An 18,523-nucleotide genomic window follows, 5' to 3' on the forward strand; every position below is an offset into this window, starting at 1 on the left:
GGGCCTACTCCCGGAGACGCGTGTAGGCGCCCGGCACCGGCTTCGGCCGCGGCCGGGCGGCGAGCTCGTCGAGGTCGGCCAGCATCTGCTGCGCCAGATCGCGCTCGGCCTCGTAGTACCGCTGCGACCAGCGCAGCACCATCTCGGGATACGCCCAGGCGGGGATCTCCGAGGCCCCCTCGGCGTCGGCGCGGGCGAGCCGGATCATCTTCTCGGCGTAGTCGCGGTGCTGGATGATGATCTCGCGCAGCCGCTCGGGCTCCAGCAGGTGGCCGAGCCAGACGCGCAGCATCACGCCGTGCTTGAGGACGGGGGGCTCGACGGGGGCGTCCCTCGCCCAGCGCCGCACCGCCTCCCGGCCCGCGTCGGTGATCGTGTAGACGCGCTTGCCCCGGGTGTTCTCCGTCAGCTCCACCCGCGAGAGGGCGTACCCGGCCTTCTCCAGCCGCTTCAGCTCGCCGTAGATCTGGCTGTAGGAGGGGCTCCAGTAGAAGAACTTCAGGCTCCAGTCGGCCCACTTCTTCAGGTCGTATCCCGACAGCTCCTGCCCGAAGGACAGCAGGCCGAGCACGGCCCAGCTCGTCGGCGGGAGGTTCGGCGGCTCCTGTGTCACATCCCGCAGCGTATCCGAATCGGGATGTTGTCCCCGTGCAATATGTCTGTTAGTAATATTCCTAATCGAAATACCTGGAGGTTCCCGTGCAGTTCTCGATGATCTTCGAGGCCCAGCTGGCCGATCCGACGCCCGAGCGCGAGCGGCGGCTGCTCCATGACTGCGTCGAGCAGGCCGTCTACGGCGAGGCGATGGGCTTCGACCGGGTCTGGGCGGTCGAGCACCACGGCCTGGAGCGGTACGCGCACATGTCGGCCTCCGAGGTCTTCCTGACCTGGGTGGCGGCCAAGACCTCCACGATCCGCATCGGCCACGGCGTGGTCTGCATGCCGTTCAACTACAACCACCCGGTGCGCGTCGCCGAGCGGGTCGGCATGCTCGACGCGCTGTCCGGCGGCCGGCTGGACGTCGGGGGCGGCCGCGGCTCCACCCGCATGGAGATGGGGATGTGCGGCGTGAACCCCTCCGACACCTACCCGCAGCTGGTCGAGGGGCTGCGGTTCCTGGCCGGGGCCTGGCAGAAGGAGCAGGTGGACTGGCACACCGACCTGCTCGACGTCGGCCCCGCCAAGATCCTGCCGCGCCCCGTGCAGACCCCGCACCCGCCGCTGTACATGGCGTGCAGCAAGCGGGACACCGTGGTCATGGCCGCCGAGCTCGGCGTCGGCGCGCTGGTCATGGGCTTCGCCGGGCCCGAGGAGGTCAAGGAGATGTACGACCTCTACCACGCCACCGTCCGGACCCGCACGGGCGAGAAGCTCGTCTCCACCGAGGTCAACGACAAGTTCGTCGCGCTGTGCCCGACCATCGTCCTGGACGACGGGCCGAAGGCGCTGAAGATCGGCACGCGCGGCCAGCGGTTCTTCGCCGAGTCCATCGCCCACTGGTACGGCCACGGCCCCGTGCCCCGGGAGGACACCGAGGACGACGACAACATCGCCGCCCTGGCCAAGGACAAGGAGGACCTCGTCGCCAAGCTGAACGAGGCCAACATCCCCGCCCGCCCGCAGGACACCGGCGCGTTCAACGCCGAGCACGCCTACGGCACGCCGCAGCAGGCCATCGAGTACGTCGAGCGGCTCGCCGAGATCGGCGTGGACGAGGTCATGTGCCTCATCCAGATGGGCACCGTCCCCCAGGAGGCGTGCATGGAGACCATTCGGCACTGGGGCGAGACGGTCATCCCGCACTTCCGGGCGGGATGACCGCGGGCCGGCGGCGGTTCACCCCCGGCGTGCGGACAGGGCGCGCCGCACGTCCCGGGCCGCCATCAGCAGCGGCGGGGTCAGCGCCTGCGGGTTCAGCCTGCCCGGCGCGCCGCACAGCGAGATCGCCGCGACGGGGCGGCCCAGGCCGTCCCGCAGCGGCGTCGCGACGCAGACGACGCCGCGGTGGTTCTCCTCGCGGTCCAGGGCGATGCCGCGCTCGCGGATGCCCGCCAGCTCCCGCCGGAACGCCTGCGGGTCGGTGATCGTGGCGGGCGTGCGCGGCGCCAGGCCCGCCCCGAGCACCCCGGCCACCTCCTCCTCGTCGGCGAAGGCGAGCATCGCCTTGCCCGCTCCGGTGCAGTAGGCGGGCTGGCGGCCGCCCAGCCGCGTGGGGGCGCCCCCGGCGGGCGGGCCGCCGACCTTCTCCAGGTAGATGATCTCGTGGCCGTCCGGGATCGCGAGGTGCACGGGCACCCGCGTGGCGGCGTGCAGGCGGTGCAGGTGGGGGGACGCGGCCTCGCGGAGCCGGTTCTGCTGGGCGGCCAGCGCCCCCAGCTCGAGCAGGCCCAGGCCCAGCCGGTACCGGGAGCCCGCCCGCTCCAGCGCTCTGAGCTGGACGAGCTGGTCGAGGATGCGGTGCACCGAGGAGCTCGGCAGCCCGGTGCGGCGCGCCATGTCGGTCAGCGTCAGCTCGGGCGTGGCGGCGGTGAAGCAGTACATGATCCGCGCGGCCCGCGCGAGCATCGACGACTCGAGGCCGGGGGCGGCGGCGGTGGCGGGGACGGTCATGGGCGAGCTCCTGCGTCGTTCCGGGAGGCGGCCTTGCTTTCCCGGTAACCGGGAAAGCCACTATTTCTAATTGGAACATCTCGCCTAACGTACACGCAATCCGTCCGTGAGCCAGCTCACAGGACGACGAGCAAGGAGCATGAATTGAGCGAGCAGGTTCTCGAGGCCGTGCGTGCCCTCGTCCCGACCATCCGCGAGCGGGCCGCCGAGGCCGAGGAGGCGCGGCGGGTTCCCGAGGCCACGATCGACGAGCTGGCCGGCACCGGCTTCTTCCGGCTGCTGCAGCCCAAGCGCTACGGCGGCTACGAGGCCGACCCCGTCCTCTTCTACACCGCCGTCAAGGAGATCGCCGCCGCCTGCGGCTCGACCGGCTGGGTCGCCTCCGTCCTGGGCGTGCACCCGTGGCAGCTCGGCCTGTTCCCCGACGAGGCCCAGCGCGAGGTGTGGGGCGAGGACCCCGACACCCGCATCTCCTCGTCCTACGCGCCGGTCGGCAGGATCACCCCGGTCGAGGGCGGCTTCCGGGTGAGCGGGCGCTGGAGCTTCTCCTCCGGCTGCGACCACGCCCAGTGGGTCTTCCTCGGCGGCATGATCCTGGGCGCCGACGGCGTCCCGGTCGACATGCGCACCTTCCTTCTGCCCCGCTCCGACTACCAGATCATCGACGTCTGGGACACCGTGGGCCTGCGCGGCACCGGCAGCAACGACATCCTGGTCGAGGACGTCTTCGTCCCCGAGCACCGCACGCTGAGCTTCGCGCACACCAGCGCGCTGGACTGCCCCGGCAACGCGGTCAACACCTCCGCCCTCTACCGGCTGCCGTTCGCCGCGGTCTTCTCCACCACGATCTCCGTCCCGGTCGTCGGCATCGCCCAGAGCGCCCTCGACTCCTACATCCAGGTCACCCGGGAGCGGTACCGCGTCTCCTACGGCAACCAGAAGGTGGCCGAGGACCCGCACGCCCAGGTCCGCATCGCCACCGCCGCCAGCGAGATCGACGCGGCATGGCTCCAGCTCAGCCGCAACATCTCCGAGCAGCGGCGGCTCGCGGAGGCGGGCGAGGAACTGCCGCTGAAGCTGCGCCTCGTCACCCGCCGCGACCAGGTGATGGCCACCCAGCGCGCGATCAAGGCGGTGGACCTGCTGTTCGAGAACGCCGGCGGGCGCGCGCTGACCTCGGGCAACGCCGTCCAGCGGGCCTGGCGCGACGCCCACGCCGGACGCGTCCACGCCGTCAACGACCCCGAGCGCGCGCTCACCATGTACGGCCAGGGCGCCCTGGGCCTCGAGGTGACGGACGTGATGATGTGATCGAGGGGACCACGCGGAACGGCCTGTTCTACACCGAGGCGGGCGAGGGGCACCCGCTGATCATGCTGCACGGCGGCGGCCCCGGGGCGTCGGGGACGAGCAACTTCGGCGCCAACCTGCCGGTGTTCGCCGAGCACTTCCGCACCCTGCTCGTCGACCAGCCCGGCTACGGGCGGTCGGTGAAGCCCGAGCGCTTCGAGAAGCAGTTCTTCACCGCCTCCGCCGACGCGGTCGTCGGGCTCATGGACGACCTGGGCATCGAGCGGGCGCACGTGCTCGGCAACTCCCTGGGCGGCGGCACCGCGGCGCGGATGGCCATCGACCATCCCGACCGTGTCGCGAAGCTGGTGCTCATGGGTCCGGGCGGGGTCAGCCTGAACGTGCTGGCCGCCGACCCGACCGAGGGCATCAAGCGGCTCTTCGAGTTCTCGGCCGCCCCGTCCCGCGAGCGCCTCGTCGCCTTCCTCACCGCCCTGGCCCACGACCCGTCGCTGGTCACCGAGGAGCTCATCGCCGACCGCCTCGCCTCGGCGACCGATCCCGAGACCGCGCGCGGCAACGCCGCGATGGCCGCGACCTTCGCCGACCCGGCCATGGCCGAGGACGGCATGCTCTGGCGCGAGGCCTACAAGATCCGCCACGAGACGCTGCTGACCTGGGGCCGCGAGGACCGCGCCAACCCCCTCGACGGCGCGCTCGTGGCCCTCAAGACCATCCCGAACGCGCGGCTGCACGTCTTCCCGCACTGCGGCCACTGGGCGCAGACCGAGCGCTTCGACGAGTTCAACCGCGTCACCCTCAGCTTCCTGGAGTCCTGATGATCACTTCCCTCGGCTACCTGCGCTTCGAGACCGCCGACCTCGACGCATGGCGCACCTTCGGCGCCGAGGTCCTCGGCCTGGAGACCGTCACCGGGCCGGACGAGAACGCCCTGTACCTCCGGCACGACGAGTACGCCAACCGCTTCACCTTCCTGCCGGGCGAGGCCGACCGGCTGCTGGCCGCGGGCTGGGAGGTCGCCAACGCCCGCGCCCTCGCCGAGACCGTCGAGCGGCTGGAGAAGGCGGGCCACACCGTCACCCCCGGCACCGCCGAGGAGGCGGCCGACTGCCGTGTCGAGGCGCTCGTGCACGTCGACGACCCCAACGGCAACCACCTGGAGATCTACTACTCCCCGGCGATGAACCACGCGCCGCAGGTGAACCCGTACGGCAACAGGTTCCTGGCGGGCGACCTCGGGCTCGGGCACATCGTGCTGTCGGCCTCCGACATCGAGGCGTCCTTCGCCTTCTACACCGAGCTGCTCGGGTTCCGCCACCGCGACTCCATCCGCTTCCCCGCCGCCACGTTCGGCGGTCCGGAGGGGCAGATGAACTGGGTGCGGTTCCTCGGCGTCAACGCCCGCCACCACAGCCTCGGCCTGTGCGAGATGCCGATGCCCGGCATGCTCCTCCACTTCATGCTGGAGCTCTCCAGCCTGGACGAGGTCGGCCGCGGCCTCGACCGCTTCAACAAGGCGGGCCACGCCGTCCAGCAGTCCCTCGGCCGGCACACCAACGACAAGATGGTCTCCTTCTACGCCGCCACCCCCGGCCCGTTCCAGGTCGAGTACGGCTACGACGCGATCCTCGTCGACGATGCGACCTGGACCGTCAAGGAGATCACCGAGGACGCCTACTGGGGCCACCAGTGACCCGCGGCACGACCTGGGACCACGAGTACGACGTGGTCGTCGTCGGCTCGGGCGCGGGGGGCCTGGCCGCGGCGGCCACCGCAGGCCGGCGCGGCCTGTCCGCGCTGGTGGTGGAGAAGACCGACAAGTACGGCGGGTCCAGCGCCCTGTCCGGCGGCGCGATCTGGGTGCCGAACAACGTGTACCTGGAGCGCGCGGGCGAGCGCGACACGCTGGAGAACGCGCGTACGTACATGGACGCGACCGTGGGCGACCGGGTGCCGGCCGACCGCAAGGAGGCCTACCTGACGCGCGGTCCGGAGATGGTCGAGTTCTTCGACCGCGAGACCTCCCACGTGCGGTTCATGTACACGCCGGGCTACTCCGACTACTACCCGGAGGCACCCGGCGGGAAGCCGCAGGGGCGCTCCGTCGAGCCGTGCATCATCGACGGCAAGAAGCTCGGCCCCGAGTTCAAGAACCTGCGCCGGGCGGGGCTGCCCACGTACGGGCTGACGATGACGTCCGGCGAGTTCGGCAAGCTCAACATGGTCATGCGCACCTGGAAGGGCAAGCAGACCTCTCTGGTCGTCGGCCTGCGGGCCGTGAAGGCGCTGCTCACCGGCCAGAAACTGCTGTCGCTCGGCGAGGCGCTGGTGGCGCGGCTGCGGCTGGCGCTCCGCGAGGCCGGGGGAGAGCTGTGGCTGTCCACCCCCTTCCAGGACCTCGTCGTGGAGGACGGCCGGGTCACCGGCATCAAGGTGCTCCGGAACGGGCGGGAGGTGGCCATCCGGGCGCGCGGGGGAGTGGTCCTCGCCGCCGGCGGCTTCTCCCACGACCAGGAACTGCGCGAGCAGTACCTGCCGAAGCCGACGAAGACCGCGTGGACGCACGCCTCGGAGGGCCAGACCGGCGACACGCTGCGGGCGGGCCTGGCCGCGGGCGCCGCGGTCGATCTGATGGACAAGGTCTGGGGTGCGCCCTCGGTGCCGACCCCCGACGGGAAGCTGTTCTTCCTCGTGGCCGACCGCGCCGTCCCCTCGATGGTCATCGTCGACGCCGAGGGCGACCGGTACGTCAAGGAGACCCTGCCGTACCACGAGTTCCTCGACCGGATGTACGAGCACGGCGAGAAGGCCATGACCTCGTGGATGATCATCGACGAGTGGGCGCACCGGAAGTACGTCTGGGTCGGCCTGTTCCCCGGGCAGCCGTTCCCGAAGGACTGGAAGTCCACCGGATTCCTCAAGAGCGGTGAGACCGCCGAGGAGCTGGCGGCGCAGATCGGCGTCCCCGCGGACAGGCTGAAGGCGACCATCGAGCGCTTCAACGCCATGGCCGCCGGCGCCAAGGACGAGGACTTCGGCCGCGGAGACAGCGCCTACGACAACTACTACGGCGACCCGACGCTGCCCAACCCCAACCTCCGCCCCATGAAGGGCCCGTTCTACGCGGTGCCCGTCGTCCCCGGCGACATCGGCACCAAGGGCGGGCTGGTCACCGACACCGAGGCGCGCGTGCTGCGGCACGACGGCTCGGTGATCGAGGGCCTGTACGCCACCGGCAACTGCTCGGCCGCCGTCACCGGCGAGACCTACCCCGGACCGGGCGCCACGCTCGGCCCGGCGATGACCTTCGGCTATGTCGCCGCCACCCACATCGCTGCACAGGGAGCCACCGCATGAACCACCGCGTCATCGAGTCCGCGCCGCCGCCCGCCCGCTTCGCCCGGGGCTGGCACTGCCTCGGCCTCGCCGAGACCTTCAAGGACGGCAAGCCGCACGCCGTCGAGGCGTTCGGCACCAAGCTCGTCGTCTTCCAGGGCGCCGGCGGTGAGCTGAAGGTGCTCAACGCCTACTGCCCCCACATGGGCGGCGACCTCACCCAGGGGACCGTCAAGGGCGACGCCGTCGCCTGCCCCTTCCACGACTGGCGCTGGGGCGGGGACGGCAAGTGCGCGGGCATCCCCTACGCCACCCGTGTCCCCCGCGCCGCGCGCACCAGGGCGTGGCGGACCCTCGAGGTCAACCAGCAGCTGTTCGTCTACAACGACCCGCAGGGCAACCCGCCGCCGCCGGAGGTGACCATCCCCCAAATCGAGGGCGCCTACAGCGACGAGTGGTCGTCGTGGACCTGGAACCAGCTGCGGGTGGACGGCTCCCACTGCCGGGAGATCGTCGACAACGTCGTGGACATGGCGCACTTCTACTACGTGCACTTCGCGCTCCCGACATACTTCAAGAACGTCTTCGAGGGGCACATCGCCACGCAGTACTACGACGGGTACTCGCGCGACGACGCCAACCTCGGGCTGGTCCCGGGCGCGGAGACCGAGCAGATCAGGCAGCGGTCGGAGGCCGCCTACCACGGCCCCTCCTACATGATCGACTACCTCTGGAACGAGGCGTCGGGCAGCACGGTGGAGAGCGTGCTGATCAACTGCCACTACCCGATCTCCAACGACAGCTTCATGCTCCAGTGGGGCGTGATCGTCAAGAAGTTCCCGGGCATGGGCGACGAGGAGGCCGACGCCATGGCCAAGCAGGTCGGCGACGGCATCGGGCTCGGATTCATGCAGGACATCGAGATCTGGCGCAACAAGGCGGCCATCGACAACCCGCTGCTGTGCGACCAGGACGGCCCCGTCTACCAGCTGCGCCGCTGGTACGAGCAGTTCTACGTGGACGTCGAGGACGTCACGCCCGAGATGGTCGACCGGTTCGAGTTCGAGATCGACACCGAGCGGGCCGTCGAGGCGTGGAAGGAGGAGGTCGCGGAGAACGTCGCGAACGGCGTCTCCTTCTCCATGATCCCGAAGTCGATGCGCGAGACGATGCGGGGCTAGGAATGCAAGAGGTCGGCTGCCGGACGTGCGGAACCCGCGTCCTGGTGAAGAAGAACAGCCTTGCGCACACCAGCGTCCAGTGGACGACCGACGCCGCCGTCACCTGCGAGGAGATCTCCTCGCGGGTGGCGGGCGGAGAGTACGCGGCATGCGTCACCCACTGCGGTGCGCTGCGCGCGTTGATCGAGCGGGCGGTGCGCGAAGGCCTCGTGAAAGTTTCCTCCGATGACTGAATCCCTGCACCTCACCGTCGCCGAGGTCGTCCGCGAGACGGCCGACGCGCACACCCTGGTGTTCGACGCCGCGCTGCCGTTCGCTCCCGGGCAGTTCCTGACGCTGCGGCTGCCCGACGGCACGGCGCGGTGCTACTCGCTGTGCTGCGGGCCGGGAGAACGGCTGATGGTCACCGTCAAGCGGGTCACCGGAGGGCACGCCTCCAACTGGATCTGCGACAACGTGGCCGCCGGTTCGGTCCTGGAGGCGCTGCCTCCGTCCGGGGTGTTCACCCCGCGCTCCCCGGACGGGGACTTCCTGCTGCTGGCGGGCGGCAGCGGCATCACCCCGGTGCTGTCGATCCTCAAGACGGCGCTGGCCCGGGGGAGGGGGCGGATCGTCCTCGTCTACGCCAACCGGGACGAGGAATCCGTCATCTTCGCGGCCGCCCTGCGCGAGCTGGCGGCCGCCCACCCCGACCGGCTGACCGTCGTCCACTGGCTGGAGTCGGTGCAGGGGCTCCCCGCGGCGCCGCGGCTCGCGTCGCTGCTGCGGCCCTACCAGGCCTACGAGGCGTTCGTCTGCGGGCCCGGCGGCTTCATGGACGCCTGCTGCGAGGCGCTGGCGGGCCTGGGCGCCGCCAGGCCCAAGGTCGAGCGGTTCGTCTCCCTCGGCGGCGACCCGTTCGCGGCGCCGGAGCCCGTCGAGGGCGCCGGCGGAACCCTGGAGGCGGAACTCGACGGCTCCGTCACCTCCCATGCCTGGCCTGAGGGGACGCCCCTGCTGGACGTCCTGCTCGCAGGGGGAGTCGAGGCGCCCTACTCCTGCCGGGAGGGCGCGTGCAGCGCCTGCGCCTGCCGCGTCGTCGAGGGCGAGGTCAAGATGCTCGCCAACGAGGTCCTCGACGAGGCGGACCTGTCCGACGGCTGGGTCCTGGCCTGCCAGGCGATCCCGCTCACCGACCATGTGCGCATCACCTATTCCGAGGACCCGGCCGCCGGCTGAGCCCGCCTCAGCCCTTGGCCGCCCGGATGGAGTACATCATCGGGATGCGGGGCAGGCCCTCGGGCCGCCGGTAGACGGCGTTTGATCCGGCCTGGAGGTTGCCGTACCGGGGGAAGAGAGTGTCCTCGTGCTCGTGCAGGAACTCGATGCGCAGCCCCGCCCCGGCGATGGCCGACACCACGCTTCCCAGAGTGTGGTCCCAGGAGACCGAGACGTTGTTGCGGGTCTCGGCCGACAGATCGGCGTAGCTGCCCGGATCGTCCCAGATCTGGGCACTCTCGTCGAAGTAGTCGTGGGTGACGGTACCGCCCGTCGCGTCGTCCAGGATGTTGGTGAAGGGGTGGAACTCCGCCAGGTAGAGGAACCCGCCCGGCTTGAGCAGGTCGGCCACCACCCGTGCCCAGCGCGGCAGGTCCGGCAGCCAGAGCAGCGCCCCGAAGCCGGTGTAGACGATGTCGAAGGTCGCGCCCTCGAACGCCTCGACCGCGTCGTACACGTCGGCCTGGACGAACCGCGCGTCGATCCCGAGGTCGGCGGCGAGCACCCGTGCGGCCTCCACGGCGGGGCCGGAGAAGTCCAGGCCGCTCACCCGGGCCCCGCGGGCGGCCCAGGACAGGGTGTCCTGGCCGAAGTGGCACTGCAGGTGCACCAGGCTCCTGCCGGTGACGTCGCCGGCCTCGGCGGTCTCGAAGTCCCGCAGGACATCGCGCTTCTCCCGGAACCCCGGCAGGTCGTAGAACGATCCGGAGAGGTGGATGGGCACCCGTTCGTCCCAGTTGGCACGGTTGACTTCCCGCCAGCGTCCGATGATCTCTTCCATGGTCGGCGATCCTAACGCCGGCACCGAACCGAAAAAAGCGATTTTTCTGGACAATTGCAATTTGGTTTCTTGGCCGGGTAAAGAATGCTTTGTTGGTTGAACGGAGTGATGGATATTAATGTGATGACCATGGGGGCAGGAGACGGGTGAACTGACCCAGTCCCTTTTCGGGGGAGGAGAAAGTCATGCCCGCTCATCAACACGGCCGCCGGTTCTTCGCGCCGGTCCTCGTGGGATCGGCACTGCTGGCCACGGCGCTGCCCGCCCACGCGGCGCACACCGACGCGGCGGCGGCGCTGCCGACGACCAACGCGGTGATGCTCGTCAACGCCGAGACCGGGAAATGCCTGACGATCGCCGGCGGCCGGAGCACCGCCAACAACATGAACGCCGTGCAGTTCGACTGCGACACCGACCGGTCGCGCCGCTGGACGCTGAACCGGGTGGGCCGCGGCCAGACCTACCAGATCAGGAACAGCCAGACGGGCAAGTGCCTGACGATCGAGGGCGGGCGGAGCACCGCCGACAACGTGCGCGCCGTGCAGTTCACCTGCGACCGCGACCGGTCGCGCCGCTGGACGATCCGGCAGGTCGCGTCCAACGGGCAGTACCAGATCAGGAACAACCGGACGGGCAAGTGCCTGACGATCGCCGGCGGGCGGAGCACCGCGAACAACGTCGAGGCTCTCCAGTTCACCTGCGACAACGACAGGTCGCGCCGCTGGCTGCTGCGGCTGACCGGCCGGTGAGGGCGGCCGGGCCGGCCTTCGGGTCCGGCCCGGACGGGACCGCGGTCCCTGGGCGGCGGGGCGGGCCGGGACCGAGGATCGGGGGATGCGATTCTCCTCCCGTGTGGTCTCGTCCGCGGCCGCCCTCGCCCTCGTGATCGGCCCGGCCTCGCCCGTCCAGGCGGCGCCGGCCGAGAACGTGAAGATGGTGCTGTCCAGCCTGAGCGGCAAGCGCATCTACCTGGAGCACCACTTCGCGTACTGCCGGAAGAAGAACCGCTGCGTCCCCTCGGCCCAGGACGGCACCGACAAGGTCGCCCGCTACACGCAGGCGAGGAAGGTGCGCCGCGGGCACGGGGCGTGGATCAGCACCGTGGCGATCCGGCCGCACCGCCTCCGCGTCTACGTCGACGGCCGCCTGGTCCATAACAAGAAGGCGAAATGGCACGCCCAGGGCGACGGCGGTTTCTACATCACCGACTACACCTATTTCAACCGATGATGTGACGTCGCATTCTTCACAAAGGCACCTGCCCGGAAGGGTAGGTGCCTTTGTCACTTAGGTGACGGCTCCACTTACCGAGGCCGGTACCCGTTGATAGAACGAAAACGGTTGCTCGTGGAGAGATGTCCGCCGCGCGGCATGAGCACGGCGCGGCGCCGTTTTCGTGAAGGGCGTGACGCGCATGGGGGCGAGGCCGGTCGGCGCTGAGGACGTCTTCGCCCCGGTGCGGGCGGTGGCCGACGCGATCCTGTACGAGGGATACCTCCTGTACCCCTACCGGCGCTCGTCGCCGAAGAACCGGGTGCGCTGGCAGTTCGGGGTGCTCACCCCGCCGGAGTGGACGCGCGCCCGCGGCCCGGAGGACACCGGTGTCGCCGGTTCGGCCGAGGGGTGGTGGCAGCGGACCGAGTGCCTGCTGCACGGCGCCGCGGAGGCGGCGGTGTGCACCGTCCGGTTCCTCCAGCTGCAGCGCAGGACCGTGGAGCGCCACGACAGCGGCCGGTACCGCCCCGTGGAGGTCCTCGACCTCGGCGACCGCAGGGAGATCGGGTTCGACGAGGCGGTGCCCAGGGAGTTCTCCCTGCGGCTGCCCGTGCGCCACGGCGAGGAGACGGTGTTCCCCCTGGCGGTGGGCAGCGGCCTGGACGCCGAGACGGTCCGGGACGATCAGGGGCGGCCCGCCGGCCGGATCGTGCGCGAGCGCTGGCCGCTGTCGGTGAAGGTGCGCGTCTCGGCGGAGCCCGCGGGCAGCGGCCCGGCGGGGCCCCTCACCCGGCTGCGGGTCCGGGTGGAGAACGCCGCGCGCGGCATCCCGGCGGGCATGAGCCGGGACGAGGCGCTGCGGTTCTCCCCGCTGGCCTGCCACCTCCTGCTGGCCGCGCGCGGCCCCTCCTTCGTCTCGCTGCTCGAACCGCCGGACTGGGCCCGCGCCGCGGTCCGCTCCTGCCGGAACGTCCACACCTTCCCGGTCCTGGCGGGCGCCGCGGAGGACCACGAACTGCTCCTGTCGTCGCCGATCCTGCTGTACGACCACCCGCGCGTCGCCCCCGAGAGCCCCGGCGACCTGCACGACTCCGGGGAGATCGACGAGATCCTCTCGCTGCGCGCCCTCACCCTGACCGAGGCCGAGAAGCGGGAGGCCCGCGCCACCGACGCGCGCGCCGCGGCGATCCTGGACCGCGTCGACACCATGCCGCCCGAGGTCTTCGAGCGGCTGCACGGGGTGCTGCGCCCCCCGGAAGGCGCCGAGGGCACCGGGGACGCCGGGGACGCCGGCGGCCCGGCCGAGACCGTCGTGGCCGGGGTGCGGGTGGGCCCGGGCAGCCGGGTGAGGCTGCGCCCGCGCACGCACGGCACCGACCCCCAGGACCGCTTCCTGGCGGGCCGCACCGCCCTGGTGGAGAAGGTGCTGGTCGACGTCGACGACGCCGTGCACCTGGCCGTCACCGTCGAGGACGACCCCGCCGCGGAACTGGACCGCTGGTACGGGCGCTACCGCTACTTCGCCCCCGACGAGGTCGAGCCCCTGCCGGGGGTGCCCGAATGAGCGGGGCGGAGCGCGACGTCCTGGTGGCGGGCATCGGCAACGTGTTCCTGGGCGACGACGGCTTCGGCGTCGAGGTCGTCCGCCGGATCGACGCCGCGGCCCTGCCCGGCGGCGTCCGGGTCGCCGACTACGGCATCCGCGGCGTCCACCTGGCCTACGAGCTGCTCGACCGTCCCCCCGACACGCTGATCATGGTGGACGCCCTCCCGCTGGAGGGCCCGCCGGGCACGCTGGAGGTCCTCGAGGTCGGCGCGGCGGAGCTCGACGCGGCGGGCGGCGCCGTCCCCGTCGACGCGCACGGCCTGCACCCGCTGGCCGTGCTCCTGCTGCTGCGCAGGCTCGGCGGCGAGGCGGGCCGCGTGCTGGTGGCGGGCTGCCGCCCCGCCTCGGTGGAGGAGGGCATGGGCCTGACGGAGCCGGTGGCCGCCGCCGTGCCCGAGGCGGTCCGCCTGGTCACCGAGCTGGCCAGAGCCGAGGCCGCGGCGGCCCCGGCCGGTGAACCGGACACGAGGGAGCGTACCGATGCATGAGTGGGGGCTGTGCGACGCCATCGCCGAGGCCGTGCTGAAACGCGCCGACGGCCGGCGCGTCCGCGGCGTACGGGTGCGGATCAGCGGCCATCCCGTGGATCCGGCGGTGATCGACCAGGGGTACCGGCTGGCGACGGCGGGCACTCCCGCCGCGGACGCCCTGCTGGACGTGGTGCAGGAGCCGGGCACGGTGCGCTGCCGCGCCTGCGGCGCGAGCACCCCGGCCGACGACGCCATGCACCTGGTCGCCTGCCCGCGCTGCGGCGGCCTCGACATCGAGGTCGCCGCGGGGAGCGGCGCGGTCCTGGAGTCCATCACCGTCGACGAGCCCGCGAGTACGGGCGGCTGAAGGAGGGATCGGCGATGACCGCCACGAGGGAGAGCGCCACCGGCCCCGGCACGGGGTTCGAGGAGGTCCACATCCTCTGGATCTCCGAGGGGATGAGCTGCGACGGCGACACCGTCTCGGTCACGGCCGCCTCGCAGCCCGCCATCGAGGACGTCGTCGGCGGCCTGATACCGGGCCTGCCCAAGGTGCACCTGCACAACAAGGTGCTCTCGCCCACGCTGGGCGGTGAGGAGTTCCTCGCCCCCTTCCGGGCGGCCGCGGCCGGGGAGCTGGAGCCCTTCATCTTCGTCCTGGAGGGCTCGGTCCCCAACGAGAAGATCAACGGCGAGGGCTACTGGACCTCTTTCGGCAACGACCCGGTGACGGGCGAGCCGCTGACGCTGGACAAGTGGATCGACGCGCTGTCGGCGCGGGCCTGGGCGGTGGTCGCCGCGGGCACCTGCGCCACCTACGGCGGCATCCACGCCATGGAGGGCAACCCGACGGGGTCGATGGGCCTCGCCGACTACCTCGGCTGGGACTTCACCTCCCGGGGCGGCCTGCCCATCGTCAACGTCCCGGGCTGCCCCGTCCAGCCCGACAACTTCATGGAGACCCTCACCTGGCTGCTCTACCACGCGGCCGGGACCGCGCCGCCGCCCCCGCTGGACGAGATGCTTCGTCCGACCTGGCTGTTCGGCAACACCGTGCATGACGGATGCGACCGCGCGGCCTCCTACGAGCAGGCCGTCTTCGCCGACACCTACAACTCCCAGCAGTGCCTGGTGAAGATCGGGTGCTGGGGCCCGGTCGTCAAGTGCAACGTGCCCAAGCGCGGCTGGATGGGCGGCGTCGGCGGCTGCCCGAACGTCGGCGGCATCTGCATCGCCTGCACGATGCCGGGCTTCCCCGACAAGTTCATGCCGTTCATGGACGAGCCGCCGGGGGCGCGGCTGTCGTCCACGCTCATCAAGCCCTACGGGGCGTTCATCCGGCGGATGCGCGGCATCACCCAGGGCACGGTGAACAAGGAGCCCAAGTGGCACCACAACCGTGACGTGCTGACCAGCGGCTACCGGCCGCACAAGCGAGCTCGCAGGTAGCGGGGGAGGACCGCGAAAGATGGCCATCACCAATCCACGCACGGCACGGGCCGGGTCGCCCGGCCAGCTGGTCGAGATGTCGTGGGATCCGATCACCCGCATCATCGGCAACCTCGGCGTCTACACGAAGATCGACTTCGCGAACCGGAAGGTCGCCGAGTGCCATGTGACGTCCTCGATGTTCCGCGGCTACTCGGTCTTCATGAAGGGCAAGGACCCGCGCGACGCCGGGTTCATCACCAGCCGCATCTGCGGCATCTGCGGCGACAACCACACCACGTGCTCGGTGTACGCGCAGAACATGGCGTACGGGATCAAGACCCCGCCGCTGGGCGAGTGGATCATCAATCTCGGCGAGGCCGCCGAGTACCTGTTCGACCACACGATCTTCCAGGACAACCTGGTCTTCGTCGACTACTGCGAGGCCATGGTCAAGGACACCAACCCGAGCGTGCTGCGGCGGGCCCGGGAGACCCTCGCGCCGAACTCCGGGGTCCACGGGTACCGCACGATCGCCGACATCATGACCGCGTACAACCCGTTCGAGGGCGAGGTCTACAAGGAGGCGCTGCGCGTCAGCCGCATCACCCGCGAGATGTTCTGCCTGATGGAGGGGCGGCACGTGCACCCCTCCACCGTCTACCCGGGCGGCGTGGGGACGGTGCCGACGCCGACGCTCTTCACCGACTACCTGACGCGGCTGATGAAGATCGTGGACTTCGTGAAGAAGGCCGTCGCCATGAACGACGACGTCTTCGACTTCTTCTACGAGGCGCTGCCCGGCTACGAGGAGGTGGGCCGCCGCCGCGTCATGCTCGGCTGCTGGGGCGCCTTCCAGGACCCGAACGTCGTCGACTACCGCTACGAGACGATGAGCGACTGGGGCAGGTCGATGTTCGTGACGCCCGGCATCATCGTGGACGGCCGGCTGCTCACCACCGACCTCGTCGACATCAACCTCGGCATCCGCATCCTGCTGGGCAGCTCCTACTACGACGACTGGGTGAACACCGAGCCGTTCGTCCCCACCGACCCGCTCGGCAACCCGGTCGACATGCGCCACCCGTGGAACCAGACCACGCTGCCCGTGCCGCAGAAACGCGACTTCGGCGACAAGTACAGCTGGGTGATGAGCCCGCGCTGGTACGACCAGGCCTCCGACCAGCACCTCGCCCTGGACACCGGCGGCGGCGCCTTCGCCCGGCTCTACACCACCGCCCTGGCCGGCCTCGTGGACACGCCGTACGTGAAGTCCACCGGCTCGAGCGTGCGGATCTCGCTGCCCCGCGGCGAGAAGCTGCCGGAGACGACGCTGGAGTGGCGCATCCCGCTGTGGTCCAACGCGATCGAGCGCAACCGCGCCCGCACTTACTTCATCGCCTACGCCGCGGCGATGGCGGTGCACTTCGTCGAACAGGCGCTGGGCCTGGTCCGATCGGGGGACTGTGAGGTCTTCCAGCCGTTCGACGTCCCGGACGAGGCGATCGGCGCGGGCTTCCACGAGGCGGTGCGGGGCGTGCTGTCGCACCACCTGGTGGTCCGCGACAAGAAGATCGCCAACTACCACCCGTACCCGCCCACGCCCTGGAACGCCAGCCCGCGCGACATCTACGGCACGCCCGGCCCGTACGAGGACGCGGTGCAGGACATGCCGATCTTCGAGGAGAACGGGCCGGACGACTTCCGCGGCGTCGACATCATGCGCGCCGTGCGCAGCTTCGACCCGTGCCTGCCCTGCGGCGTGCACATGTACCTCGGCAAGGGCCGCACCCTGGAGAAGCTGCACTCGCCGATGTTCGGGGCCTCCCATGGCTGAGCGGCTGGACGCCCCCGCCGTCGCCGACCGGCTGACCCGGCTCGAAGAGGTGCTCGGCGAACTGGAGACGATCCCGGGCGCGACCGCGGCCAAGGCGCTGGACGCCGTCACCCTGCTCACCGAGGTGTACGGGGAGGCGCTGGCGCGGGTCCTGGAACAGGTGCCCGAGGCCGAGGCGCTGACCGGCGACGAGCTCGTCGGTCACCTGCTGGTCCTGCACGAACTCCACCCCGAGCCGCTGGAGCAGCGGGTCGGACGGGCGCTGGAGCGGCTCCGCCCGCTCCTGCGCGGCGGCGAGGCGCGGTTCGACGGCGTGGAGGGCACCGTGGCCCGCGTCGTGCTCGCGGGCGGCGGCTGCGGCGGCCCCGGACAGGCGGCGGAGGTGGTGCGGGACGCGGTGCTGGCGACCGCGCCGGAACTGACCGAGGTCCAGGTGAGCCCGGCGCGCCGGAAGGCCGCCTTCATCCCGGTCGAGTCGCTGCTGGGCGCCGCCGCTCCGAAGGCGGCGCCGTGAACGCGACGGCGCTCGGCCGGATGATCCGGCGCGCGGAGTCCCGCTCCCGCCGGGGAGCCGAACCGTGCGGGATGTGCGGAGTCCCGACCGGGGAGGAGCACGCCCACCTCCTCGACGAGCGCGGCGAGTCCCTGCTGTGCGCCTGCCGCGCCTGCGCCGTGCTGTTCCCCCAGGAGAGCGGCCGCTACCGGCGGGTGCCCGACCGCAGGATCCGGCTCACCGGCGTACGCCCCGACGACCTGGGCGTCCCGGTCGGGCTGGCGTTCTTCACCCGCGACGCCCAGGACGCCGTCACCGCGCACTACCCGAGCCCGATGGGGACCACCCGGTGGACGGTCGAACCGGCGGCCTGGGCGGCGGCGGTCGCCGGCTGCCCTCCGCTGGAGACCCTGGGACCGGGCGTCGAAGCGCTGCTGGTCAACAAGGTCCGCGACGCCGACGAACGATGGCTGGTGCCCGTGGCCGACTGCTACCGGCTGGTGGCGCTCATCCGCGGGACCTGGAAGGGCCTGTCCGGGGGCACCCGGGTGTGGCCGGAGATCGAGGCGTTCTTCGCGCGCCTCGCGGAAGGAGAGTCATGCCGCACGTGAGGAAGTCCACGATCCTCGTGCCGGCGGGGGCGTTCGCCGCGTTCCTGTTCTGGCAGAACCTGCCGGCGATCCGGCGCTACCTGCGCATCCGGCGGATGTGACCGGGATGTGCCTCGGGATCCCCGGAGAGATCGTGGAGCTCCTGCCCGGCCGCGGCGACCTCGCCACGGTCGAGGTCGCCGGCGTCCGGCGGCCGATCAGCACCGGCCTGCTCGGCCCGGAGGGCGTGCGCCCCGGCGACTGGGTGCTGGTGCACGTCGGCTTCGCCATGTCGAAGATCGACGAGGAGGAGGCGGCGGCGACCCTGGCCCTGCTCGAAGGGTTCGGCCAGGCCTACGCCGACGAGCTGGAGGCCATCGCGGGCTCCGACATCGCCTGACGGGCCAC

Annotated in this window: 22 protein-coding genes; 19 read left to right on the forward strand and 3 right to left on the reverse strand. The window is 71.3% G+C overall.

Annotated features, from left to right (window positions below):
- Positions 1 to 4: 4 nt before the first annotated feature.
- Positions 5 to 613 carry a helix-turn-helix transcriptional regulator gene (locus ABD140_RS14095; protein ID WP_344240746.1) on the reverse strand — a complete coding sequence of 203 codons (609 nt, stop codon included), beginning with the start codon at positions 611 to 613 and terminating at the stop codon, positions 5 to 7.
- An 86-nt stretch (positions 614 to 699) separates the two neighbouring features.
- Between ABD140_RS14095 and ABD140_RS14100 the strand changes: the two genes are divergently transcribed.
- A complete protein-coding gene (locus tag ABD140_RS14100; protein ID WP_344240748.1) occupies positions 700 to 1,818 on the forward strand; it encodes an LLM class flavin-dependent oxidoreductase in 1,119 nt (372 codons plus the stop codon).
- 18 nt (positions 1,819 to 1,836) lie between these two features.
- Here ABD140_RS14100 and ABD140_RS14105 read toward each other — a convergent pair whose 3' ends face one another.
- Positions 1,837 to 2,610, reverse strand: a complete 774-nt coding sequence (locus ABD140_RS14105) for an IclR family transcriptional regulator (protein ID WP_344240750.1) — start codon at positions 2,608 to 2,610, stop codon at positions 1,837 to 1,839.
- A 144-nt stretch (positions 2,611 to 2,754) separates the two neighbouring features.
- Between ABD140_RS14105 and hsaA the strand changes: the two genes are divergently transcribed.
- From hsaA to ABD140_RS14140, 7 genes are read left to right on the forward strand one after another with little or no spacing between them, the layout of a single operon-like run.
- Positions 2,755 to 3,921: a 3-hydroxy-9,10-secoandrosta-1,3,5(10)-triene-9,17-dione monooxygenase oxygenase subunit gene (hsaA, locus tag ABD140_RS14110; RefSeq protein WP_344240752.1), complete on the forward strand. Its 1,167-nt coding sequence runs from the start codon at positions 2,755 to 2,757 to the stop codon at positions 3,919 to 3,921.
- Positions 3,918 to 4,739 carry a 4,5:9,10-diseco-3-hydroxy-5,9,17-trioxoandrosta-1(10),2-diene-4-oate hydrolase gene (gene hsaD / locus ABD140_RS14115; protein ID WP_344240754.1) on the forward strand — a complete coding sequence of 274 codons (822 nt, stop codon included), beginning with the start codon at positions 3,918 to 3,920 and terminating at the stop codon, positions 4,737 to 4,739. Before hsaA ends, hsaD begins: the two co-directional genes overlap by 4 nt.
- On the forward strand, positions 4,739 to 5,614 hold the full coding sequence (locus ABD140_RS14120; RefSeq protein WP_344240756.1) for a VOC family protein: 876 nt from the start codon (positions 4,739 to 4,741) through the stop codon (positions 5,612 to 5,614). The genes hsaD and ABD140_RS14120 overlap by 1 nt, the downstream gene beginning before the upstream one ends.
- Positions 5,611 to 7,278, forward strand: coding sequence for an FAD-dependent oxidoreductase (locus ABD140_RS14125; protein WP_344240758.1), 1,668 nt, complete (start codon positions 5,611 to 5,613; stop codon positions 7,276 to 7,278). Before ABD140_RS14120 ends, ABD140_RS14125 begins: the two co-directional genes overlap by 4 nt.
- Positions 7,275 to 8,438, forward strand: coding sequence for a 3-ketosteroid-9-alpha-monooxygenase, oxygenase component (locus tag ABD140_RS14130; protein ID WP_344240760.1), 1,164 nt, complete (start codon positions 7,275 to 7,277; stop codon positions 8,436 to 8,438). Before ABD140_RS14125 ends, ABD140_RS14130 begins: the two co-directional genes overlap by 4 nt.
- 44 nt (positions 8,439 to 8,482) lie before the next feature.
- A complete protein-coding gene (locus ABD140_RS14135) occupies positions 8,483 to 8,671 on the forward strand; it encodes a hypothetical protein (RefSeq protein WP_344240762.1) in 189 nt (62 codons plus the stop codon).
- Complete coding sequence (locus tag ABD140_RS14140; RefSeq protein ID WP_344240764.1) at positions 8,664 to 9,656, forward strand: 2Fe-2S iron-sulfur cluster-binding protein; 993 nt, start codon at positions 8,664 to 8,666, stop codon at positions 9,654 to 9,656. Before ABD140_RS14135 ends, ABD140_RS14140 begins: the two co-directional genes overlap by 8 nt.
- A gap of 7 nt (positions 9,657 to 9,663) precedes the next feature.
- Here the strand turns inward: ABD140_RS14140 and ABD140_RS14145 are convergent, their stop codons facing one another.
- Positions 9,664 to 10,476: a class I SAM-dependent methyltransferase gene (locus ABD140_RS14145; RefSeq protein WP_344240766.1), complete on the reverse strand. Its 813-nt coding sequence runs from the start codon at positions 10,474 to 10,476 to the stop codon at positions 9,664 to 9,666.
- 185 nt (positions 10,477 to 10,661) lie between these two features.
- Here ABD140_RS14145 and ABD140_RS14150 point away from each other — a divergent pair, with 185 nt between their 5' ends.
- From ABD140_RS14150 to ABD140_RS14195, 11 genes are all read left to right on the forward strand, one after another.
- Positions 10,662 to 11,225, forward strand: coding sequence for an RICIN domain-containing protein (locus ABD140_RS14150; RefSeq protein WP_344240768.1), 564 nt, complete (start codon positions 10,662 to 10,664; stop codon positions 11,223 to 11,225).
- 85 nt (positions 11,226 to 11,310) lie between these two features.
- Entirely contained in the window at positions 11,311 to 11,706 is a 396-nt protein-coding gene (locus ABD140_RS14155) for a hypothetical protein (RefSeq protein ID WP_344240770.1), read from the forward strand.
- Between the two features lie 184 nt (positions 11,707 to 11,890).
- Positions 11,891 to 13,255, forward strand: a complete 1,365-nt coding sequence (locus ABD140_RS14160; RefSeq protein WP_344240848.1) for a hypothetical protein — start codon at positions 11,891 to 11,893, stop codon at positions 13,253 to 13,255.
- Positions 13,252 to 13,785 (forward strand): hydrogenase maturation protease, encoded by a 534-nt coding sequence (locus ABD140_RS14165; RefSeq protein ID WP_344240772.1) that lies wholly within the window; start codon positions 13,252 to 13,254, stop codon positions 13,783 to 13,785. Before ABD140_RS14160 ends, ABD140_RS14165 begins: the two co-directional genes overlap by 4 nt.
- Positions 13,778 to 14,134 (forward strand): hydrogenase maturation nickel metallochaperone HypA/HybF, encoded by a 357-nt coding sequence (locus tag ABD140_RS14170; protein ID WP_344240774.1) that lies wholly within the window; start codon positions 13,778 to 13,780, stop codon positions 14,132 to 14,134. The genes ABD140_RS14165 and ABD140_RS14170 overlap by 8 nt, the downstream gene beginning before the upstream one ends.
- A gap of 14 nt (positions 14,135 to 14,148) precedes the next feature.
- The gene (locus tag ABD140_RS14175; protein ID WP_344240776.1) at positions 14,149 to 15,216 is read left to right on the forward strand and encodes an NADH-quinone oxidoreductase subunit B family protein; all 1,068 of its coding nucleotides are present in this window, start codon (positions 14,149 to 14,151) and stop codon (positions 15,214 to 15,216) included.
- Positions 15,217 to 15,235: 19 nt separating this feature from the next.
- Positions 15,236 to 17,032: a nickel-dependent hydrogenase large subunit gene (locus ABD140_RS14180; RefSeq protein ID WP_344240778.1), complete on the forward strand. Its 1,797-nt coding sequence runs from the start codon at positions 15,236 to 15,238 to the stop codon at positions 17,030 to 17,032.
- Positions 17,025 to 17,546 (forward strand): NifU family protein, encoded by a 522-nt coding sequence (locus ABD140_RS14185; RefSeq protein WP_344240780.1) that lies wholly within the window; start codon positions 17,025 to 17,027, stop codon positions 17,544 to 17,546. Before ABD140_RS14180 ends, ABD140_RS14185 begins: the two co-directional genes overlap by 8 nt.
- Complete coding sequence (locus ABD140_RS14190; protein ID WP_344240782.1) at positions 17,543 to 18,136, forward strand: DUF5947 family protein; 594 nt, start codon at positions 17,543 to 17,545, stop codon at positions 18,134 to 18,136. The genes ABD140_RS14185 and ABD140_RS14190 overlap by 4 nt, the downstream gene beginning before the upstream one ends.
- Complete coding sequence (locus tag ABD140_RS40125) at positions 18,124 to 18,237, forward strand: DUF6893 family small protein (RefSeq protein WP_425544113.1); 114 nt, start codon at positions 18,124 to 18,126, stop codon at positions 18,235 to 18,237. The genes ABD140_RS14190 and ABD140_RS40125 overlap by 13 nt, the downstream gene beginning before the upstream one ends.
- A gap of 5 nt (positions 18,238 to 18,242) precedes the next feature.
- Positions 18,243 to 18,515: a HypC/HybG/HupF family hydrogenase formation chaperone gene (locus tag ABD140_RS14195; protein WP_344240784.1), complete on the forward strand. Its 273-nt coding sequence runs from the start codon at positions 18,243 to 18,245 to the stop codon at positions 18,513 to 18,515.
- Positions 18,516 to 18,523 lie beyond the last annotated feature (8 nt).

Origin of the sequence: Actinocorallia libanotica, from assembly GCF_039525175.1 — a bacterium.
Taxonomy (GTDB): domain Bacteria; phylum Actinomycetota; class Actinomycetes; order Streptosporangiales; family Streptosporangiaceae; genus Actinocorallia; species Actinocorallia libanotica.

Bases quoted from the DNA above. Each gene is read 5' to 3' on its own strand.
- ABD140_RS14180 (WP_344240778.1), top strand. From the start codon at position 15,236: ATGGCCATCACCAATCCACGCACGGCACGGGCCGGGTCGCCCGGCCAG.
- ABD140_RS14170 (WP_344240774.1), top strand. From the start codon at position 13,778: ATGCATGAGTGGGGGCTGTGCGACGCCATCGCCGAGGCCGTGCTGAAA.
- ABD140_RS14150 (WP_344240768.1), top strand. From the start codon at position 10,662: ATGCCCGCTCATCAACACGGCCGCCGGTTCTTCGCGCCGGTCCTCGTG.
- ABD140_RS14165 (WP_344240772.1), top strand. From the start codon at position 13,252: ATGAGCGGGGCGGAGCGCGACGTCCTGGTGGCGGGCATCGGCAACGTG.
- ABD140_RS14195 (WP_344240784.1), top strand. From the start codon at position 18,243: ATGTGCCTCGGGATCCCCGGAGAGATCGTGGAGCTCCTGCCCGGCCGC.
- ABD140_RS14120 (WP_344240756.1), top strand. From the start codon at position 4,739: ATGATCACTTCCCTCGGCTACCTGCGCTTCGAGACCGCCGACCTCGAC.
- ABD140_RS14130 (WP_344240760.1), top strand. From the start codon at position 7,275: ATGAACCACCGCGTCATCGAGTCCGCGCCGCCGCCCGCCCGCTTCGCC.
- ABD140_RS14105 (WP_344240750.1), bottom strand. From the start codon at position 2,610: ATGACCGTCCCCGCCACCGCCGCCGCCCCCGGCCTCGAGTCGTCGATG.
- ABD140_RS14160 (WP_344240848.1), top strand. From the start codon at position 11,891: ATGGGGGCGAGGCCGGTCGGCGCTGAGGACGTCTTCGCCCCGGTGCGG.
- ABD140_RS14155 (WP_344240770.1), top strand. From the start codon at position 11,311: ATGCGATTCTCCTCCCGTGTGGTCTCGTCCGCGGCCGCCCTCGCCCTC.
- ABD140_RS14145 (WP_344240766.1), bottom strand. From the start codon at position 10,476: ATGGAAGAGATCATCGGACGCTGGCGGGAAGTCAACCGTGCCAACTGG.
- ABD140_RS14140 (WP_344240764.1), top strand. From the start codon at position 8,664: ATGACTGAATCCCTGCACCTCACCGTCGCCGAGGTCGTCCGCGAGACG.
- ABD140_RS14185 (WP_344240780.1), top strand. From the start codon at position 17,025: ATGGCTGAGCGGCTGGACGCCCCCGCCGTCGCCGACCGGCTGACCCGG.
- ABD140_RS14175 (WP_344240776.1), top strand. From the start codon at position 14,149: ATGACCGCCACGAGGGAGAGCGCCACCGGCCCCGGCACGGGGTTCGAG.
- ABD140_RS40125 (WP_425544113.1), top strand. From the start codon at position 18,124: ATGCCGCACGTGAGGAAGTCCACGATCCTCGTGCCGGCGGGGGCGTTC.